Source organism: Providencia rettgeri (assembly GCF_023205015.1).
Taxonomy (GTDB): domain Bacteria; phylum Pseudomonadota; class Gammaproteobacteria; order Enterobacterales; family Enterobacteriaceae; genus Providencia; species Providencia rettgeri_E.
This window is the reverse complement of record NZ_CP096259.1, coordinates 99,534-114,863: the sequence shown is the minus strand read 5'-3', so window position 1 is coordinate 114,863 and position 15,330 is coordinate 99,534. Positions and strand designations below refer to the sequence as shown.

Below are 15,330 nucleotides of genomic sequence, written 5' to 3'. Positions count from 1 at the left end.
CTGTGATTAATAGTATAGATTTTGGCAGTCAGGATGTTTGTCTAAACCGTTAAATTTTATCAGGAACGGCAAATAATTTTGGTTTTTCAGATATACTTTTGCTTTAAGCGCGAGATAGTAACTCTCAATTCCTTCTACCAATACAAACAAAGCAGTAGCAGACTCATACCCTATCCCATATGCATAGTTTGTACAGTCGGGCAAGATATCGTCACTGTGGCTATGTATTGCGGAATGAGGTTCACCGGTCAAAGTATTGATGATAATAGGCAGGGGGTTTTCGAATAGTTCAAGCAGATCCGATGGTGACAGTTCATTAATGAATGTTTCATCACCTGCACTAATTTTATCAAATGCCGGTTTCGCAGGAACTCCTGAATGGGCTATAAACTCAGAGGCTATGTGCTGTAACAACGCTGTGTTGTTCATCATTTTTTATAGGTCCTTCCATACTGTTTGAAATATTCATTGAGCTCTTTGTCTCGCTCATACGTAGCCGCATCTGCCGCTTGTCTGGCTTCATCAACCTGCTTTCTTTGTAGTTCTTCAGCCAGCTTCAGATAAGATTGAATATTCTCTTGGTTTGGTTCATTTGTTACGAGTTCAAACGCAGCTCTTTCACGTTCCTCCAATGAGCCGCACCCCATCAACGAAAACATGGCAATTGAAGCACAAAAGTAAAAACGAGCGGTTGAGAATTCCCGTTGTGTTTTTTTCTTCATCATTTTTCCAACTTAATTATCTGTTGCCCCCTAAACACGCCAAGGAGAGTCGTTTTGTGTTTGTCAGAACGCTCCTGTCTGTCTGCTTCAGCAGTAAACAATGGCAGGGGACTTACTTTAAAATCCTGATCCTGCACTATCAAAAACGGCACAGGAGCGTTTATGCAGCGTTTTTTCCCACTGGAAAAGGTTAGGTTGCAGATCGGCTGCGGCGTAACGCTACGCTTTATTCTGAGCCTATTAGCAGGGCACTCTTGGATTTTATCCATTAAGTCCTGTAACTCAGCGTTGCCTTTTGCTATGTCTGCTATGAGCTGATAAAGCTTAACAGGGTCTGTTTTCTGCATGAGTCCTTTTAATCCCCACGTATATGATGCATGAGTGATCACATCGTCAGAGTTAAATACAGGAATGTTCCGGTACAAATGCAGTGTCATTACGTTGCTCAGATGTTTACGCAAAATGGTGAAACGCTCAGATTTTGGCAGTGCGACAACCGAGCTTCTGATATTGTTTTTTACGGTATTAATTTTGATTAGATGATCAGCAAGTTCCATAGCCGCAGTTGATAACTGTACATATCCGGCTGTTCGCCTCGCAAACTTTTGTGAGTACAACGGAGAAATGTATAAGTCCTGCCAACATGAGATAACCGATGTATAGGCATGAGGACCCCAATTCACAACCGGCTCAATGCATTTACCGATATCATCACAACCTTTTTCTACCGGTGGAATGACACAGGTAAGGGCTGAAATTACCTTTGTATCTCGAAAAAGAGAGTCAAGCTGGTGGAGGTACTTCAGCAATGAACCAATATAGCTATCAAGCATGACATGGAACTCCTGTTCTTAGAAAGAAAGTATCACAACCAAATATGCCAACATACAAATAAGAGCTTAACAAATACAGGTGCGAAACTTACAGGGGTCGTCTCAGAATTCGGAAAATAAAGCACGCTAAGGCGTAGTCACCCCGTGACTCCCCCGCGCCGATGCAGCGAGCTTCGTTCCGTCTTGCAGTGACGCAATCAGCGGGCAGGAAACGTTCCCTTTCCGCGCATGGCAGGCGCACACCAGTTCAGACAGCACGGCCTCCATGCGTGCCAAGTCGGCCATCTTCTCGCGCACATCCTTGAGCTTGTGCTCGGCCAGGCCGCTGGCTTCCTCGCAATGGGTGCCATCCTCCAGCCGCAGTAGCTCGGCGATTTCGTCCAGGCTAAAGCCCAGCCGCTGGGCCGATTTCACGAACCGCACTCGTGTTACATCCGCCTCGCCATAGCGGCGAATGCTGCCATAGGGCTTGTCTGGCTCCGGCAGCAGGCCCTTGCGCTGGTAGAACCGGATGGTCTCCACATTGACCCCGGCCGCCTTGGCAAAAACGCCAATGGTCAGATTCTCAAAATTAATTTGCATATCGCTTGACTCCGTACATAACTACGGAAGTAAGCTTAAGCTATCCAAACCAAATTTGAAAGGACAAGCGTATGTCTGAACCACAAAAGTCTGAACCACAAAACGGGCGCGGCGCGCTCTTCGCCGGTGGGCTGGCCGCCATTCTTGCGTCGGCCTGCTGCCTGGGGCCGCTGGTTTTGATCGCCTTGGGGTTCAGCGGGGCATGGATCGGCAACCTGACGGTGCTGGAACCCTATCGCCCGATCTTCATCGGCGCAGCGCTGGTCGCGCTGTTTTTCGCCTGGCGGCGCATCTACCGCCCGGCGCAAGCCTGCAAACCGGGTGAGGTCTGCGCGATTCCCCAAGTGCGAGCTACTTACAAGCTCATTTTCTGGATCGTGGCCGCGCTGGTCCTGGTCTCGCTCGGATTTCCCTACGTCATGCCATTTTTCTATTAATCACAGGAGTTCATCATGAAAAAACTGTTTGCCGCCCTCGCCCTCGCTGCCGTTGTTGCCCCCGTGTGGGCCGCCACCCAGACCGTCACGCTGTCCGTGCCTGGCATGACCTGCGCCTCTTGCCCGATCACTGTCAAGCACGCGCTTTCCAAGGTTGAGGGCGTGAGCAAGACCGACGTAAGTTTCGACAAGCGCCAGGCCGTCGTCACCTTCGACGATGCCAAGACCAACGTCCAGAAGTTGACCAAGGCGACCGAGGACGCGGGCTATCCGTCCAGCCTCAAACGCTGATCCGTTAACCGAACTCGGGAGCGACACATGGGACTCATCACGCGCATCGCTGGCAAAACCGGCGCGCTCGGCAGCGTCGTTTCCGCGATGGGCTGCGCCGCCTGTTTTCCTGCCATCGCCAGCTTTGGCGCGGCCATCGGACTGGGCTTCTTGAGCCAGTACGAGGGGCTATTCATTGGCATCCTGCTGCCGATGTTCGCCGGCATCGCGTTACTCGCCAATGCTATCGCTTGGCTCAATCATCGACAGTGGCGACGCACGGCGCTCGGCACGATAGGCCCGATCTTGGTGCTGGCAGCGGTGTTTTTAATGCGGGCTTACGGCTGGCAGAGCGGTGGACTGCTCTATGTCGGCCTGGCCTTGATGGTTGGGGTGTCGGTCTGGGATTTCATCTCGCCAGCACATCGCCGCTGCGGGCCGGACAGCTGTGAATTGCCAGAACAACGTGGCTGACGGCAACAGCCGTAGCCACCACAGAAAAGGAAAAATACATGACCACCCTGAAAATCACCGGGATGACCTGCGACTCGTGCGCGGCTCACGTCAAGGAAGCCTTGGAGAAAGTGCCCGGCGTGCAATCGGCGCTGGTGTCCTATCCGAAGGGCACAGCGCAACTCGCCATTGAGGCGGGCACGTCATCGGATGCGCTGACTACCGCCGTGGCCGGACTGGGCTACGAGGCAACGCTTGCCGATGCGCCACCGACGGACAACCGCGCCGGCCTGCTCGACAAGATGCGCGGCTGGATAGGGGCCGCTGATAAGCCCAGTGGCAACGAACGCCCGTTGCAGGTCGTCGTCATTGGTAGCGGTGGAGCCGCGATGGCGGCAGCACTGAAGGCCGTCGAGCAAGGCGCGCAGGTCACGCTGATTGAGCGCGGCACCATCGGCGGCACCTGCGTCAACGTCGGTTGTGTGCCGTCCAAGATCATGATCCGCGCCGCCCACATCGCCCATCTGCGCCGGGAAAGCCCATTCGACGGCGGCATGCCACCCACACCGCCGACGATCTTGCGCGAGCGGCTGCTGGCCCAGCAGCAGGCCCGTGTCGAAGAACTCCGTCATGCCAAGTACGAAGGCATCCTGGACGGCAATTCAGCCATCACCGTTCTGCACGGTGAAGCGCGTTTCAAGGACGACCAGAGCCTTATCGTTAGTTTGAACGAGGGTGGCGAGCGCGTCGTGATGTTCGACCGCTGCCTGGTCGCCACGGGTGCCAGCCCGGCGGTCCCGCCGATTCCGGGCTTGAAAGAGTCACCCTACTGGACTTCCACCGAGGCCCTGGCGAGCGACACCATTCCCGAACGCCTTGCCGTAATCGGCTCGTCGGTGGTGGCGCTGGAGCTGGCGCAAGCCTTTGCCCGGCTGGGCAGCAAGGTCACGGCCCTGGCGCGCAATACCTTGTTCTTCCGTGAAGACCCGGCCATCGGCGAGGCGGTGACAGCCGCTTTCCGTGCCGAGGGCATCGAGGTGCTGGAGCACACGCAAGCCAGCCAGGTCGCCCATATGGACGGTGAATTCGTGCTGACCACCACGCACGGTGAATTGCGCGCCGACAAGCTGCTGGTCGCCACCGGCCGGACACCGAACACGCGCAGCCTGGCATTGGAAGCGGCGGGGGTAGCCGTCAATGCGCAGGGGGCCATCGTCATCGACAAGGGCATGCGCACCAGTAGCCCGAACATCTACGCGGCCGGCGACTGCACCGACCAGCCGCAGTTCGTCTATGTGGCGGCAGCGGCCGGCACTCGTGCGGCGATCAACATGACTGGCGGCGATGCGGCCCTGGACCTGACCGCAATGCCGGCCGTGGTGTTCACCGACCCGCAGGTCGCCACCGTGGGCTACAGCGAGGCGGAAGCACATCACGACGGGATCGAGACCGACAGTCGCCTGCTAACACTGGATAACGTGCCGCGTGCGCTTGCCAACTTCGACACACGCGGCTTCATCAAGCTGGTCATCGAGGAAGGTAGCGGACGGCTCATCGGCGTGCAAGCGGTGGCCCCGGAAGCGGGTGAACTGATCCAGACGGCGGTGCTCGCCATTCGCAACCGTATGACCGTGCAGGAACTGGCCGACCAATTGTTCCCCTACCTGACCATGGTCGAAGGGCTGAAGCTCGCGGCGCAGACCTTCAGCAAGGACGTGAAGCAGCTTTCGTGCTGCGCCGGATGAGGAAAAGGAGGTGTTCAATGAGCGCCTACACAGTGTCCCGGCTGGCCCTTGATGCCGGGGTGAGCGTGCATATCGTGCGCGACTACCTGCTGCGCGGATTGCTACGGCCGGTCGCGTACACCACGGGCGGCTACGGCTTGTTCGATGACACCGCGTTGCAACGGCTGCGCTTTGTACGGGCTGCCTTCGAAGCGGGTATCGGCCTGGACGCACTGGCGCGGCTGTGCCGGGCGCTGGATGCTGCGGACGGTGACGGTGCGTCTGCGCAGCTTGCCGTGTTGCGGCAACTCGTCGAGCGTCGGCGCGAGGCCCTGGCCAGCCTCGAAATGCAACTGGCCGCCATGCCAACCGAACCGGCACAGCACGCGGAGAGTCTGCCATGAACAGCCCAGAGCACTTGCCGTCTGAGACGCACAAACCGATCACCGGCTACTTGTGGGGCGCGCTGGCCGTGCTCACCTGTCCCTGCCATTTGCCGATTCTCGCCATTGTGCTAGCCGGCACGACGGCCGGCGCGTTCATCGGGGAGCACTGGGGTATTGCAGCCCTCACGCTGACCGGCTTGTTTGTCCTGTCTGTGACGCGGCTGCTGCGGGCCTTCAAGGGAAGATCATGACCGCTTCCCAGCCAGCCGAGAGTGGGCAGCTTTGAGCTTCGCTACCAATCTGGAGGAGTACCACCATGAACGCAAACGCCCCGAACACTGCCAGTTGCACCACCTGCTGCGTATGCTGCAAAGAAATTCCGCTCGATGCCGCCTTCACCCCGGAAGGCGCGGAATACGTCGAACATTTCTGCGGGCTGGATTGCTATGAACGCTTCCAGGCACGCGCCAAGGCCGCGACAGAATCTGACATTGCGCCTGTCCCTGGCGGTTCGCAGCCGTCAGATTGAGGCATACCCTAACCTGATGTCAGATGCCATGTGTAAATTGCGTCAGGATAGGATTGAATTTTGAATTTATTGACATATCTCGTTGAAGGTCATAGAGTCTTCCCTGACATTTTGCAGGGAATTCCATGACTGGACAGCGCATTGGGTATATCAGGGTCAGCACCTTCGACCAGAACCCGGAACGGCAACTGGAAGGCGTCAAGGTTGATCGCGCTTTTAGCGACAAGGCATCCGGCAAGGATGTCAAGCGTCCGCAACTGGAAGCGCTGATAAGCTTCGCCCGCACCGGCGACACCGTGGTGGTGCATAGCATGGATCGCCTGGCGCGCAATCTCGATGATTTGCGCCGGATCGTGCAAACGCTGACACAACGCGGCGTGCATATCGAATTCGTCAAGGAACACCTCAGTTTTACTGGCGAAGACTCTCCGATGGCGAACCTGATGCTCTCGGTGATGGGCGCGTTCGCCGAGTTCGAGCGCGCCCTGATCCGCGAGCGTCAGCGCGAGGGTATTGCGCTCGCCAAGCAACGCGGGGCTTACCGTGGCAGGAAGAAATCCCTGTCGTCTGAGCGTATTGCCGAACTGCGCCAACGTGTCGAGGCTGGCGAGCAAAAGACCAAGCTTGCTCGTGAATTCGGAATCAGTCGCGAAACCCTGTATCAATACTTGAGAACGGATCAGTAAATATGCCACGTCGTTCCATCCTGTCCGCCGCCGAGCGGGAAAGCCTGCTGGCGTTGCCGGACTCCAAGGACGACCTGATCCGACATTACACATTCAACGATACCGACCTCTCGATCATCCGACAGCGGCGCGGGCCAGCCAATCGGCTGGGCTTCGCGGTGCAGCTCTGTTACCTGCGCTTTCCCGGCGTCATCCTGGGCGTCGATGAACTACCGTTCCCGCCCTTGTTGAAGCTGGTCGCCGACCAGCTCAAGGTCGGCGTCGAAAGCTGGAACGAGTACGGCCAGCGGGAGCAGACCCGGCGCGAGCACCTGAGCGAGCTGCAAACCGTGTTCGGTTTCCGGCCCTTCACCATGAGCCATTACCGGCAGGCCGTCCAGATGCTGACCGAGCTGGCGATGCAAACCGACAAAGGCATCGTGCTGGCCAGCGCCTTGATCGGGCACCTGCGGCGGCAGTCGGTCATTCTGCCCGCCCTCAACGCCGTCGAGCGGGCGAGTGCCGAGGCGATCACCCGTGCTAACCGGCGCATCTACGACGCCTTGGCCGAACCACTGGCGGACGCGCATCGCCGCCGCCTCGACGATCTGCTCAAGCGCCGGGACAACGGCAAGACGACCTGGTTGGCTTGGTTGCGCCAGTCTCCGGCCAAGCCAAATTCGCGGCATATGCTGGAACACATCGAACGCCTCAAGGCATGGCAGGCACTCGATCTGCCTACCGGCATCGAGCGGCTGGTTCACCAGAACCGCCTGCTCAAGATTGCCCGCGAGGGCGGCCAGATGACACCCGCCGACCTGGCCAAATTCGAGCCGCAACGGCGCTACGCCACTCTCGTGGCGCTGGCCACCGAGGGCATGGCCACCGTCACCGACGAAATCATCGACCTGCACGACCGCATCCTGGGTAAGCTGTTTAACGCTGCCAAGAATAAGCATCAGCAGCAGTTCCAGGCGTCAGGCAAGGCCATCAACGCCAAGGTACGTCTGTACGGGCGCATCGGTCAGGCGCTGATCGACGCCAAGCAATCAGGCCGCGATGCGTTTGCCGCCATCGAGGCCGTCATGTCCTGGGATTCCTTTGCCGAGAGCGTCACCGAGGCGCAGAAGCTCGCGCAACCCGATGACTTCGATTTCCTGCATCGCATCGGCGAGAGCTACGCCACCCTGCGCCGCTATGCACCGGAATTCCTTGCCGTGCTCAAGCTGCGGGCCGCGCCCGCCGCCAAAAACGTGCTTGATGCCATTGAGGTGCTGCGCGGCATGAACACCGACAACGCCCGCAAGCTGCCAGCCGATGCACCGACCGGCTTCATCAAGCCGCGCTGGCAGAAACTGGTGATGACCGACGCCGGCATCGACCGGCGCTACTACGAACTGTGCGCGCTGTCCGAGTTGAAGAACTCCCTGCGCTCGGGCGACATCTGGGTGCAGGGTTCACGCCAGTTCAAGGACTTCGAGGACTACCTGGTACCGCCCGAGAAGTTCACCAGCCTCAAGCAGTCCAGCGAATTGCCGCTGGCCGTGGCCACCGACTGCGAACAATATCTGCATGAGCGGCTGACGCTGCTGGAAGCACAACTTGCCACCGTCAACCGCATGGCGGCAGCCAACGACCTGCCGGATGCCATCATCACCGAGTCGGGCTTGAAGATCACGCCGCTGGATGCGGCGGTGCCCGACACCGCGCAGGCGCTGATAGACCAGACAGCCATGGTCCTGCCGCACGTCAAGATCACCGAACTGCTGCTCGAAGTCGATGAGTGGACGGGCTTCACCCGGCACTTCACGCACTTGAAATCGGGCGATCTGGCCAAGGACAAGAACCTGTTGTTGACCACGATCCTGGCCGACGCGATCAACCTGGGCCTGACCAAGATGGCCGAGTCCTGCCCCGGCACGACCTACGCGAAGCTCGCTTGGCTGCAAGCCTGGCATACCCGCGACGAAACGTACTCGACAGCGTTGGCTGAACTGGTCAACGCTCAGTTTCGGCATCCCTTTGCCGGGCACTGGGGCGATGGCACCACATCATCATCGGACGGACAGAATTTCCGAACCGCTAGCAAGGCAAAGAGCACGGGGCACATCAACCCAAAATATGGCAGCAGCCCAGGACGGACTTTCTACACCCACATCTCCGACCAATACGCGCCATTCCACACCAAGGTGGTCAATGTCGGCCTGCGCGACTCAACCTACGTGCTCGACGGCCTGCTGTACCACGAATCCGACCTGCGGATCGAGGAGCACTACACCGACACGGCGGGCTTCACCGATCACGTCTTCGCCCTGATGCACCTCTTGGGCTTCCGCTTCGCGCCGCGCATCCGCGACCTGGGCGACACCAAGCTCTACATCCCGAAGGGCGATGCCGCCTATGACGCGCTCAAGCCGATGATCGGCGGCACGCTCAACATCAAGCACGTCCGCGCCCATTGGGACGAAATCCTGCGGCTGGCCACCTCGATCAAGCAGGGCACGGTGACGGCCTCGCTGATGCTCAGGAAACTCGGCAGCTACCCGCGCCAGAACGGCTTGGCCGTCGCGCTGCGCGAGTTGGGCCGCATCGAGCGCACGCTGTTCATCCTCGACTGGCTGCAAAGCGTCGAGCTACGCCGCCGCGTGCATGCCGGGCTGAACAAGGGCGAGGCGCGCAATGCGCTGGCCCGTGCCGTGTTCTTCAACCGCCTTGGTGAAATCCGTGACCGCAGTTTCGAGCAGCAGCGCTACCGGGCCAGCGGCCTCAACCTGGTGACGGCGGCCATCGTGCTGTGGAACACGGTCTACCTGGAGCGTGCGGCGCATGCGTTGCGCGGCAATGGTCATGCCGTCGATGACTCGCTATTGCAGTACCTGTCGCCACTCGGCTGGGAGCACATCAACCTGACCGGTGATTACCTATGGCGCAGCAGCGCCAAGATCGGCGCGGGGAAGTTCAGGCCGCTACGGCCTCTGCAACCGGCTTAGCGTGCTTTATTTTCCGTTTTCTGAGACGACCCCTATTATGGCGAAGGTATCATTCAGGAAGCGTTGATGAAGGATTATCTCTGTAAAAAGTTATTCAACCGGCTTTCCGGTACCCTGGTGATCAGAGCGCGCTGCGGCAATAACATTACTGGCCTGGCATGTTGCAATATTCTTTATCCCTCGCCCCGATACAGCGGTCAGCTGCATATTAAAGAGCTGTATGTTTCTCAGTGCGATCGAAATAAGGGCACGGGTAAAGCGATAATGCGCTTTATAGCCCGGCTTGCGCTTGAACAGGAATGCCTTAGCCTTAGCTGGAACGCTGAAAAATCCAACCCCGGCGCTAACCGTTTTTATCAGGCTCTGGGAGGCAGAATAAATGATCATATCGTCAATTATTACCTCCACGGGGAGAGCCTGAGCAAACTGGCCTCAGGCATTTGAGAAGCACACGGTCACACTGCTTCCGGTAGTCAATAAACCGGTAAACCAGCAATAGACATAAGCGGCTATTTAACGACCCTGCCCTGAACCGACGACCGGGTCGAATTTGCTTTCGAATTTCTGCCATTCATCCGCTTATTATCACTTATTCAGGCGTAGCAACCAGGCGTTTAAGGGCACCAATAACTGCCTTAAAAAAATTACGCCCCGCCCTGCCACTCATCGCAGTACTGTTGTAATTCATTAAGCATTCTGCCGACATGGAAGCCATCACAAACGGCATGATGAACCTGAATCGCCAGCGGCATCAGCACCTTGTCGCCTTGCGTATAATATTTGCCCATGGTGAAAACGGGGGCGAAGAAGTTGTCCATATTGGCCACGTTTAAATCAAAACTGGTGAAACTCACCCAGGGATTGGCTGAGACGAAAAACATATTCTCAATAAACCCTTTAGGGAAATAGGCCAGGTTTTCACCGTAACACGCCACATCTTGCGAATATATGTGTAGAAACTGCCGGAAATCGTCGTGGTATTCACTCCAGAGCGATGAAAACGTTTCAGTTTGCTCATGGAAAACGGTGTAACAAGGGTGAACACTATCCCATATCACCAGCTCACCGTCTTTCATTGCCATACGGAATTCCGGATGAGCATTCATCAGGCGGGCAAGAATGTGAATAAAGGCCGGATAAAACTTGTGCTTATTTTTCTTTACGGTCTTTAAAAAGGCCGTAATATCCAGCTGAACGGTCTGGTTATAGGTACATTGAGCAACTGACTGAAATGCCTCAAAATGTTCTTTACGATGCCATTGGGATATATCAACGGTGGTATATCCAGTGATTTTTTTCTCCATTTTAGCTTCCTTAGCTCCTGAAAATCTCGATAACTCAAAAAATACGCCCGGTAGTGATCTTATTTCATTATGGTGAAAGTTGGAACCTCTTACGTGCCGATCAACGTCTCATTTTCGCCAAAAGTTGGCCCAGGGCTTCCCGGTATCAACAGGGACACCAGGATTTATTTATTCTGCGAAGTGATCTTCCGTCACAGGTATTTATTCGGCGCAAAGTGCGTCGGGTGATGCTGCCAACTTACTGATTTAGTGTATGATGGTGTTTTTGAGGTGCTCCAGTGGCTTCTGTTTCTATCAGCTGTCCCTCCTGTTCAGCTACTGACGGGGTGGTGCGTAACGGCAAAAGCACCGCCGGACATCAGCGCTATCTCTGCTCTCACTGCCGTAAAACATGGCAACTGCAGTTCACTTACACCGCTTCTCAACCCGGTACGCACCAGAAAATCATTGATATGGCCATGAATGGCGTTGGATGCCGGGCAACCGCCCGCATTATGGGCGTTGGCCTCAACACGATTTTCCGCCATTTAAAAAACTCAGGCCGCAGTCGGTAACCTCGCGCATACAGCCGGGCAGTGACGTCATCGTCTGCGCGGAAATGGACGAACAGTGGGGATACGTCGGGGCTAAATCGCGCCAGCGCTGGCTGTTTTACGCGTATGACAGGCTCCGGAAGACGGTTGTTGCGCACGTATTCGGTGAACGCACTATGGCGACGCTGGGGCGTCTTATGAGCCTGCTGTCACCCTTTGACGTGGTGATATGGATGACGGATGGCTGGCCGCTGTATGAATCCCGCCTGAAGGGAAAGCTGCACGTAATCAGCAAGCGATATACGCAGCGAATTGAGCGGCATAACCTGAATCTGAGGCAGCACCTGGCACGGCTGGGACGGAAGTCGCTGTCGTTCTCAAAATCGGTGGAGCTGCATGACAAAGTCATCGGGCATTATCTGAACATAAAACACTATCAATAAGTTGGAGTCATTACCCCCCGGACGAGTGGGAATCCATGGTAGGGATTTTTACCGAAATGGAAGAACACTATTAGGGGGCACCTCAGAAAACGGAAAATAAAGCACGCTAAGGCATAGCTGACCTTGCCAGGCCTGCTTCGCCCTGTAGTGACGCGATCAACGGGCAGGAAACATTCCCCTTTCGTGCATGGCAGGCGCACACGAGTTCAGACAGCACGGTTTCCATGCGCGCCAAGTCGGCCATCTTCTCGCGCACGTCCTTGAGCTTGTGTTCGGCCAGGCTGCTGGCCTCCTCGCAGTGGGTGCCATCGTCGAGCCGCAACAGCTCGGCAATCTCGTCCAGACTGAACCCCAGCCGCTGTGCCGATTTCACGAATTTCACCCGAACCACGTCCGCCTCCCCATAGCGGCGGATGCTGCCGTAAGGCTTGTCCGGTTCCCGCAACAGGCCCTTGCGCTGATAGAAGCGGATTGTCTCCACGTTGACCCCGGCCGCCTTGGCAAAAACGCCAATGGTCAGGTTTTCCAAATTATTTTCCATATCGCTTGACTCCGTACATGAGTACGGAAGTAAGGTTACGCTATCCAATCCAAATTCAAAAGGGCCAACGTATGTCTGAACCACAAAACGGGCGCGGTGCGCTCTTCGCCGGCGGGCTGGCCGCCATTCTTGCATCGACCTGCTGCCTGGGGCCGCTAGTACTGGTCGCCCTGGGCTTCTCCGGTGCTTGGATCGGCAACCTGACGGTGCTGGAACCCTATCGACCGTTGTTCATCGGCGCGGCGCTAGTGGCGCTGTTCTTCGCCTGGAAGCGGATTTACCGGCCCGTGCAGGCATGCAAGCCAGGTGAGGTCTGCGCGATTCCGCAGGTGCGCGCCACCTACAAGCTGATTTTCTGGATCGTGGCCGTGCTGGTCCTGGTCGCGCTTGGATTTCCCTATGTCGTTCCATTTTTCTATTAACCAGGAGTTCATCATGAAGAAACTGTTTGCCTCCCTTGCCCTCGCCGCCGCTGTTGCCCCGGTGTGGGCCGCTACCCAGACCGTCACGCTAGCGGTTCCCGGCATGACTTGCGCCGCCTGCCCGATCACAGTCAAGAAAGCGCTCTCCAAGGTCGAAGGCGTGAGCAAGGTCGATGTGGGCTTCGAGAAGCGCGAGGCCGTCGTCACTTTTGACGACACCAAGGCCAGCGTACAGAAGCTGACCAAGGCCACCGCAGACGCCGGCTATCCGTCCAGCGTCAAGCAGTGAGCCAGCAAGCCAACGACAACAGCGAGAGCCGCTTCATGGGACTGATGACACGCATTGCCGATAAAACCGGCGCGCTCGGCAGCGTCGTTTCCGCGATGGGCTGCGCCGCCTGCTTTCCAGCCCTCGCCAGCTTCGGCGCGGCCATCGGGCTGGGCTTCTTGAGCCAGTACGAGGGACTGTTCATCAGCCGCCTGCTGCCGCTGTTTGCCGCGCTGGCCTTCCTGGCGAACGCGCTGGGTTGGTTCAGTCATCGGCAATGGCTGCGCAGTCTGCTCGGCATGATCGGCCCGGCCATCGTGTTTGCGGCCACGGTCTGGCTGCTCGGCAACTGGTGGACGGCGAACCTGATGTACGTCGGCCTGGCCTTGATGATTGGGGTGTCGATCTGGGACTTCGTGTCGCCGGCGCATCGCCGTTGCGGACCGGACGGCTGCGAACTCCCCGCCAAGCGCTTGTGAAAGACGGCTGACCGTGCGACACGGCGGCCCACACGAATAAGGAACGATGGTATGAGCACTCTCAAAATCACCGGCATGACTTGCGACTCGTGCGCAGTGCATGTCAAGGACGCCCTGGAGAAAGTGCCCGGCGTGCAATCAGCGGATGTCTCCTACGCCAAGGGCAGCGCCAAGCTCGCCATTGAGGTCGGCACGTCACCCGACGCGCTGACGGCCGCTGTAGCTGGACTCGGTTATCGGGCCACGCTGGCCGATGCCCCCTCAGTTTCGACGCCGGGCGGATTGCTCGACAAGATGCGCGATCTGCTGGGCAGAAACGACAAGACGGGTAGCAGCGGCGCATTGCATATCGCCGTCATCGGCAGCGGCGGGGCCGCGATGGCAGCGGCGCTGAAGGCCGTCGAGCAAGGCGCACGTGTCACGCTGATCGAGCGCGGCACCATCGGCGGCACCTGCGTCAATGTCGGTTGTGTGCCGTCCAAGATCATGATCCGCGCCGCCCATATCGCCCATCTGCGCCGGGAAAGCCCGTTCGATGGCGGCATCGCCGCTACCACGCCGACCATCCAGCGCACGGCGCTGCTGGCCCAGCAGCAGGCCCGCGTCGATGAACTGCGCCACGCCAAGTACGAAGGCATCTTGGAGGGCAATCCGGCGATCACTGTGCTGCACGGCTCCGCCCGCTTTAAGGACAATCGCAACCTGATCGTGCAACTCAACGACGGCGGCGAGCGCGTGGTGGCATTCGACCGCTGCCTGATCGCCACCGGCGCGAGCCCGGCCGTGCCGCCGATTCCCGGCCTGAAAGACACTCCGTACTGGACTTCCACTGAAGCGCTGGTCAGCGAGACGATTCCTAAGCGCCTGGCCGTGATTGGCTCATCAGTGGTGGCGCTGGAGCTGGCGCAGGCGTTCGCCCGACTCGGAGCGAAGGTGACGATCCTGGCTCGCAGCACGCTGTTCTTCCGCGAAGACCCAGCTATAGGCGAAGCCGTCACGGCCGCATTCCGCATGGAGGGCATCGAGGTGAGGGAACACACCCAGGCCAGCCAGGTCGCGTATATCAATGGTGAAGGGGACGGCGAATTCGTGCTCACCACGGCGCACGGCGAACTGCGCGCCGACAAGCTGCTGGTCGCCACCGGCCGCGCGCCCAACACACGCAAGCTGGCACTGGATGCGACGGGCGTCACGCTCACCCCGCAAGGCGCTATCGTCATCGACCCCGGCATGCGTACAAGCGTGGAACACATCTACGCCGCAGGCGACTGCACCGACCAGCCGCAGTTCGTCTATGTGGCGGCAGCGGCCGGCACTCGCGCCGCGATCAACATGACCGGCGGTGACGCGGCCCTGAACCTGACCGCGATGCCGGCCGTGGTGTTCACCGACCCGCAAGTGGCGACCGTAGGCTACAGCGAGGCGGAAGCGCACCATGACGGCATCAAAACTGATAGTCGCACGCTAACGCTGGACAACGTGCCGCGCGCGCTCGCCAACTTCGACACGCGCGGCTTCATCAAACTGGTGGTTGAAGAAGGCAGCGGACGACTGATCGGCGTGCAGGCAGTGGCCCCGGAAGCGGGCGAACTGATCCAGACGGCCGCACTGGCGATTCGCAACCGGATGACGGTGCAGGAACTGGCCGACCAGTTGTTCCCCTACCTGACGATGGTCGAAGGGTTGAAGCTCGCGGCGCAGACCTTCAACAAGGATGTGAAGCAGCTTTCCTGCTGCGCCGGGTGAGGA

The 15,330-nt window shown here is 58.1% G+C and carries 21 protein-coding genes; 15 read left to right on the top strand and 6 right to left on the bottom strand.

Annotation, left to right across the window (positions count from 1 at the left end; all coding sequences use genetic code 11):
- Nucleotides 1-6: 6 nt before the first annotated feature.
- The 4 genes from M0M83_RS21305 to merR (M0M83_RS21290) all read right to left on the bottom strand — a co-directional run bounded on the left by M0M83_RS21305 (nucleotide 7) and on the right by merR (M0M83_RS21290) (nucleotide 2,137).
- Entirely contained in the window at nucleotides 7-432 is a 426-nt protein-coding gene (locus M0M83_RS21305) for a hypothetical protein (RefSeq protein ID WP_099660676.1), read from the bottom strand.
- Entirely contained in the window at nucleotides 429-722 is a 294-nt protein-coding gene (locus M0M83_RS21300; RefSeq protein WP_099660677.1) for a hypothetical protein, read from the bottom strand. The genes M0M83_RS21305 and M0M83_RS21300 overlap by 4 nt, the downstream gene beginning before the upstream one ends.
- A complete protein-coding gene (locus tag M0M83_RS21295; protein WP_248468485.1) occupies nucleotides 722-1,555 on the bottom strand; it encodes a DNA replication terminus site-binding protein in 834 nt (277 codons plus the stop codon). Before M0M83_RS21295 ends, M0M83_RS21300 begins: the two co-directional genes overlap by 1 nt.
- Before the next feature lie 126 nt (nucleotides 1,556-1,681).
- Complete coding sequence (gene merR, locus M0M83_RS21290) at nucleotides 1,682-2,137, bottom strand: Hg(II)-responsive transcriptional regulator (protein ID WP_001166628.1); 456 nt, start codon at nucleotides 2,135-2,137, stop codon at nucleotides 1,682-1,684.
- A gap of 71 nt (nucleotides 2,138-2,208) precedes the next feature.
- Between merR (M0M83_RS21290) and merT the strand changes: the two genes are divergently transcribed.
- The 10 genes from merT to M0M83_RS21240 all read left to right on the top strand — a co-directional run bounded on the left by merT (nucleotide 2,209) and on the right by M0M83_RS21240 (nucleotide 10,035).
- Nucleotides 2,209-2,574, top strand: a complete 366-nt coding sequence (merT, locus tag M0M83_RS21285; RefSeq protein ID WP_001294656.1) for a mercuric ion transporter MerT — start codon at nucleotides 2,209-2,211, stop codon at nucleotides 2,572-2,574.
- Between the two features lie 15 nt (nucleotides 2,575-2,589).
- Nucleotides 2,590-2,865, top strand: a complete 276-nt coding sequence (gene merP / locus M0M83_RS21280; protein ID WP_000732275.1) for a mercury resistance system periplasmic binding protein MerP — start codon at nucleotides 2,590-2,592, stop codon at nucleotides 2,863-2,865.
- A 27-nt stretch (nucleotides 2,866-2,892) separates the two neighbouring features.
- Nucleotides 2,893-3,318, top strand: coding sequence for an organomercurial transporter MerC (merC, locus tag M0M83_RS21275; protein WP_000522996.1), 426 nt, complete (start codon nucleotides 2,893-2,895; stop codon nucleotides 3,316-3,318).
- Between the two features lie 38 nt (nucleotides 3,319-3,356).
- Nucleotides 3,357-5,042 carry a mercury(II) reductase gene (gene merA / locus M0M83_RS21270; RefSeq protein ID WP_000209296.1) on the top strand — a complete coding sequence of 562 codons (1,686 nt, stop codon included), beginning with the start codon at nucleotides 3,357-3,359 and terminating at the stop codon, nucleotides 5,040-5,042.
- Nucleotides 5,043-5,059: 17 nt separating this feature from the next.
- A complete protein-coding gene (merD, locus tag M0M83_RS21265) occupies nucleotides 5,060-5,425 on the top strand; it encodes a mercury resistance co-regulator MerD (protein WP_001277466.1) in 366 nt (121 codons plus the stop codon).
- Nucleotides 5,422-5,658, top strand: coding sequence for a broad-spectrum mercury transporter MerE (gene merE, locus M0M83_RS21260; RefSeq protein ID WP_001087807.1), 237 nt, complete (start codon nucleotides 5,422-5,424; stop codon nucleotides 5,656-5,658). The genes merD and merE overlap by 4 nt, the downstream gene beginning before the upstream one ends.
- A gap of 65 nt (nucleotides 5,659-5,723) precedes the next feature.
- On the top strand, nucleotides 5,724-5,936 hold the full coding sequence (locus M0M83_RS21255) for a DUF3330 domain-containing protein (RefSeq protein WP_000993245.1): 213 nt from the start codon (nucleotides 5,724-5,726) through the stop codon (nucleotides 5,934-5,936).
- Between the two features lie 125 nt (nucleotides 5,937-6,061).
- The gene (locus tag M0M83_RS21250) at nucleotides 6,062-6,622 is read left to right on the top strand and encodes a recombinase family protein (RefSeq protein ID WP_000147567.1); all 561 of its coding nucleotides are present in this window, start codon (nucleotides 6,062-6,064) and stop codon (nucleotides 6,620-6,622) included.
- A gap of 2 nt (nucleotides 6,623-6,624) precedes the next feature.
- Entirely contained in the window at nucleotides 6,625-9,591 is a 2,967-nt protein-coding gene (locus M0M83_RS21245; RefSeq protein ID WP_001138064.1) for a Tn3-like element TnAs3 family transposase, read from the top strand.
- Nucleotides 9,592-9,657: 66 nt separating this feature from the next.
- A complete protein-coding gene (locus M0M83_RS21240) occupies nucleotides 9,658-10,035 on the top strand; it encodes a GNAT family N-acetyltransferase (protein WP_000656305.1) in 378 nt (125 codons plus the stop codon).
- A 200-nt stretch (nucleotides 10,036-10,235) separates the two neighbouring features.
- Here M0M83_RS21240 and M0M83_RS21235 read toward each other — a convergent pair whose 3' ends face one another.
- The gene (locus M0M83_RS21235) at nucleotides 10,236-10,895 is read right to left on the bottom strand and encodes a type A-1 chloramphenicol O-acetyltransferase (protein WP_000412211.1); all 660 of its coding nucleotides are present in this window, start codon (nucleotides 10,893-10,895) and stop codon (nucleotides 10,236-10,238) included.
- A gap of 278 nt (nucleotides 10,896-11,173) precedes the next feature.
- Here M0M83_RS21235 and M0M83_RS21230 point away from each other — a divergent pair.
- Nucleotides 11,174-11,871 (top strand): IS1-like element IS1B family transposase gene (locus M0M83_RS21230; protein WP_095033700.1). Its coding sequence is split into 2 segments (ribosomal slippage): nucleotides 11,174-11,423 and nucleotides 11,423-11,871, totalling 699 coding nucleotides; the frame shifts between segments, so codons are not numbered across the junction.
- A gap of 106 nt (nucleotides 11,872-11,977) precedes the next feature.
- On the opposite strand, the gene merR (M0M83_RS21225) is transcribed toward M0M83_RS21230, so the two are convergent.
- Nucleotides 11,978-12,412, bottom strand: a complete 435-nt coding sequence (gene merR, locus M0M83_RS21225; RefSeq protein ID WP_000429836.1) for an Hg(II)-responsive transcriptional regulator — start codon at nucleotides 12,410-12,412, stop codon at nucleotides 11,978-11,980.
- A gap of 71 nt (nucleotides 12,413-12,483) precedes the next feature.
- Here merR (M0M83_RS21225) and M0M83_RS21220 point away from each other — a divergent pair, with 71 nt between their 5' ends.
- The 4 genes from M0M83_RS21220 to merA (M0M83_RS21205) are packed head-to-tail and all read left to right on the top strand — an operon-like array spanning nucleotide 12,484 to nucleotide 15,327.
- Entirely contained in the window at nucleotides 12,484-12,834 is a 351-nt protein-coding gene (locus tag M0M83_RS21220) for a mercuric transport protein MerT (protein WP_001294663.1), read from the top strand.
- A 13-nt stretch (nucleotides 12,835-12,847) separates the two neighbouring features.
- Complete coding sequence (merP, locus tag M0M83_RS21215; protein WP_000732292.1) at nucleotides 12,848-13,123, top strand: mercury resistance system periplasmic binding protein MerP; 276 nt, start codon at nucleotides 12,848-12,850, stop codon at nucleotides 13,121-13,123.
- A 35-nt stretch (nucleotides 13,124-13,158) separates the two neighbouring features.
- Nucleotides 13,159-13,581 (top strand): organomercurial transporter MerC, encoded by a 423-nt coding sequence (merC, locus tag M0M83_RS21210; protein WP_001340589.1) that lies wholly within the window; start codon nucleotides 13,159-13,161, stop codon nucleotides 13,579-13,581.
- 51 nt (nucleotides 13,582-13,632) lie between these two features.
- Nucleotides 13,633-15,327 (top strand): mercury(II) reductase, encoded by a 1,695-nt coding sequence (gene merA, locus M0M83_RS21205; protein WP_000105636.1) that lies wholly within the window; start codon nucleotides 13,633-13,635, stop codon nucleotides 15,325-15,327.
- Nucleotides 15,328-15,330 lie beyond the last annotated feature (3 nt).

Coding starts and splice junctions, on each gene's coding strand:
- M0M83_RS21305 (WP_099660676.1), bottom strand. CDS start 432: ATGATGAACAACACAGCGTTGTTACAGCACATAGCCTCTGAGTTTATA.
- M0M83_RS21300 (WP_099660677.1), bottom strand. CDS start 722: ATGAAGAAAAAAACACAACGGGAATTCTCAACCGCTCGTTTTTACTTT.
- M0M83_RS21295 (WP_248468485.1), bottom strand. CDS start 1,555: ATGCTTGATAGCTATATTGGTTCATTGCTGAAGTACCTCCACCAGCTT.
- merR (WP_001166628.1), bottom strand. CDS start 2,137: ATGCAAATTAATTTTGAGAATCTGACCATTGGCGTTTTTGCCAAGGCG.
- merT (WP_001294656.1), top strand. CDS start 2,209: ATGTCTGAACCACAAAAGTCTGAACCACAAAACGGGCGCGGCGCGCTC.
- merP (WP_000732275.1), top strand. CDS start 2,590: ATGAAAAAACTGTTTGCCGCCCTCGCCCTCGCTGCCGTTGTTGCCCCC.
- merC (WP_000522996.1), top strand. CDS start 2,893: ATGGGACTCATCACGCGCATCGCTGGCAAAACCGGCGCGCTCGGCAGC.
- merA (WP_000209296.1), top strand. CDS start 3,357: ATGACCACCCTGAAAATCACCGGGATGACCTGCGACTCGTGCGCGGCT.
- merD (WP_001277466.1), top strand. CDS start 5,060: ATGAGCGCCTACACAGTGTCCCGGCTGGCCCTTGATGCCGGGGTGAGC.
- merE (WP_001087807.1), top strand. CDS start 5,422: ATGAACAGCCCAGAGCACTTGCCGTCTGAGACGCACAAACCGATCACC.
- M0M83_RS21255 (WP_000993245.1), top strand. CDS start 5,724: ATGAACGCAAACGCCCCGAACACTGCCAGTTGCACCACCTGCTGCGTA.
- M0M83_RS21250 (WP_000147567.1), top strand. CDS start 6,062: ATGACTGGACAGCGCATTGGGTATATCAGGGTCAGCACCTTCGACCAG.
- M0M83_RS21245 (WP_001138064.1), top strand. CDS start 6,625: ATGCCACGTCGTTCCATCCTGTCCGCCGCCGAGCGGGAAAGCCTGCTG.
- M0M83_RS21240 (WP_000656305.1), top strand. CDS start 9,658: ATGAAGGATTATCTCTGTAAAAAGTTATTCAACCGGCTTTCCGGTACC.
- M0M83_RS21235 (WP_000412211.1), bottom strand. CDS start 10,895: ATGGAGAAAAAAATCACTGGATATACCACCGTTGATATATCCCAATGG.
- merR (WP_000429836.1), bottom strand. CDS start 12,412: ATGGAAAATAATTTGGAAAACCTGACCATTGGCGTTTTTGCCAAGGCG.
- M0M83_RS21220 (WP_001294663.1), top strand. CDS start 12,484: ATGTCTGAACCACAAAACGGGCGCGGTGCGCTCTTCGCCGGCGGGCTG.
- merP (WP_000732292.1), top strand. CDS start 12,848: ATGAAGAAACTGTTTGCCTCCCTTGCCCTCGCCGCCGCTGTTGCCCCG.
- merC (WP_001340589.1), top strand. CDS start 13,159: ATGGGACTGATGACACGCATTGCCGATAAAACCGGCGCGCTCGGCAGC.
- merA (WP_000105636.1), top strand. CDS start 13,633: ATGAGCACTCTCAAAATCACCGGCATGACTTGCGACTCGTGCGCAGTG.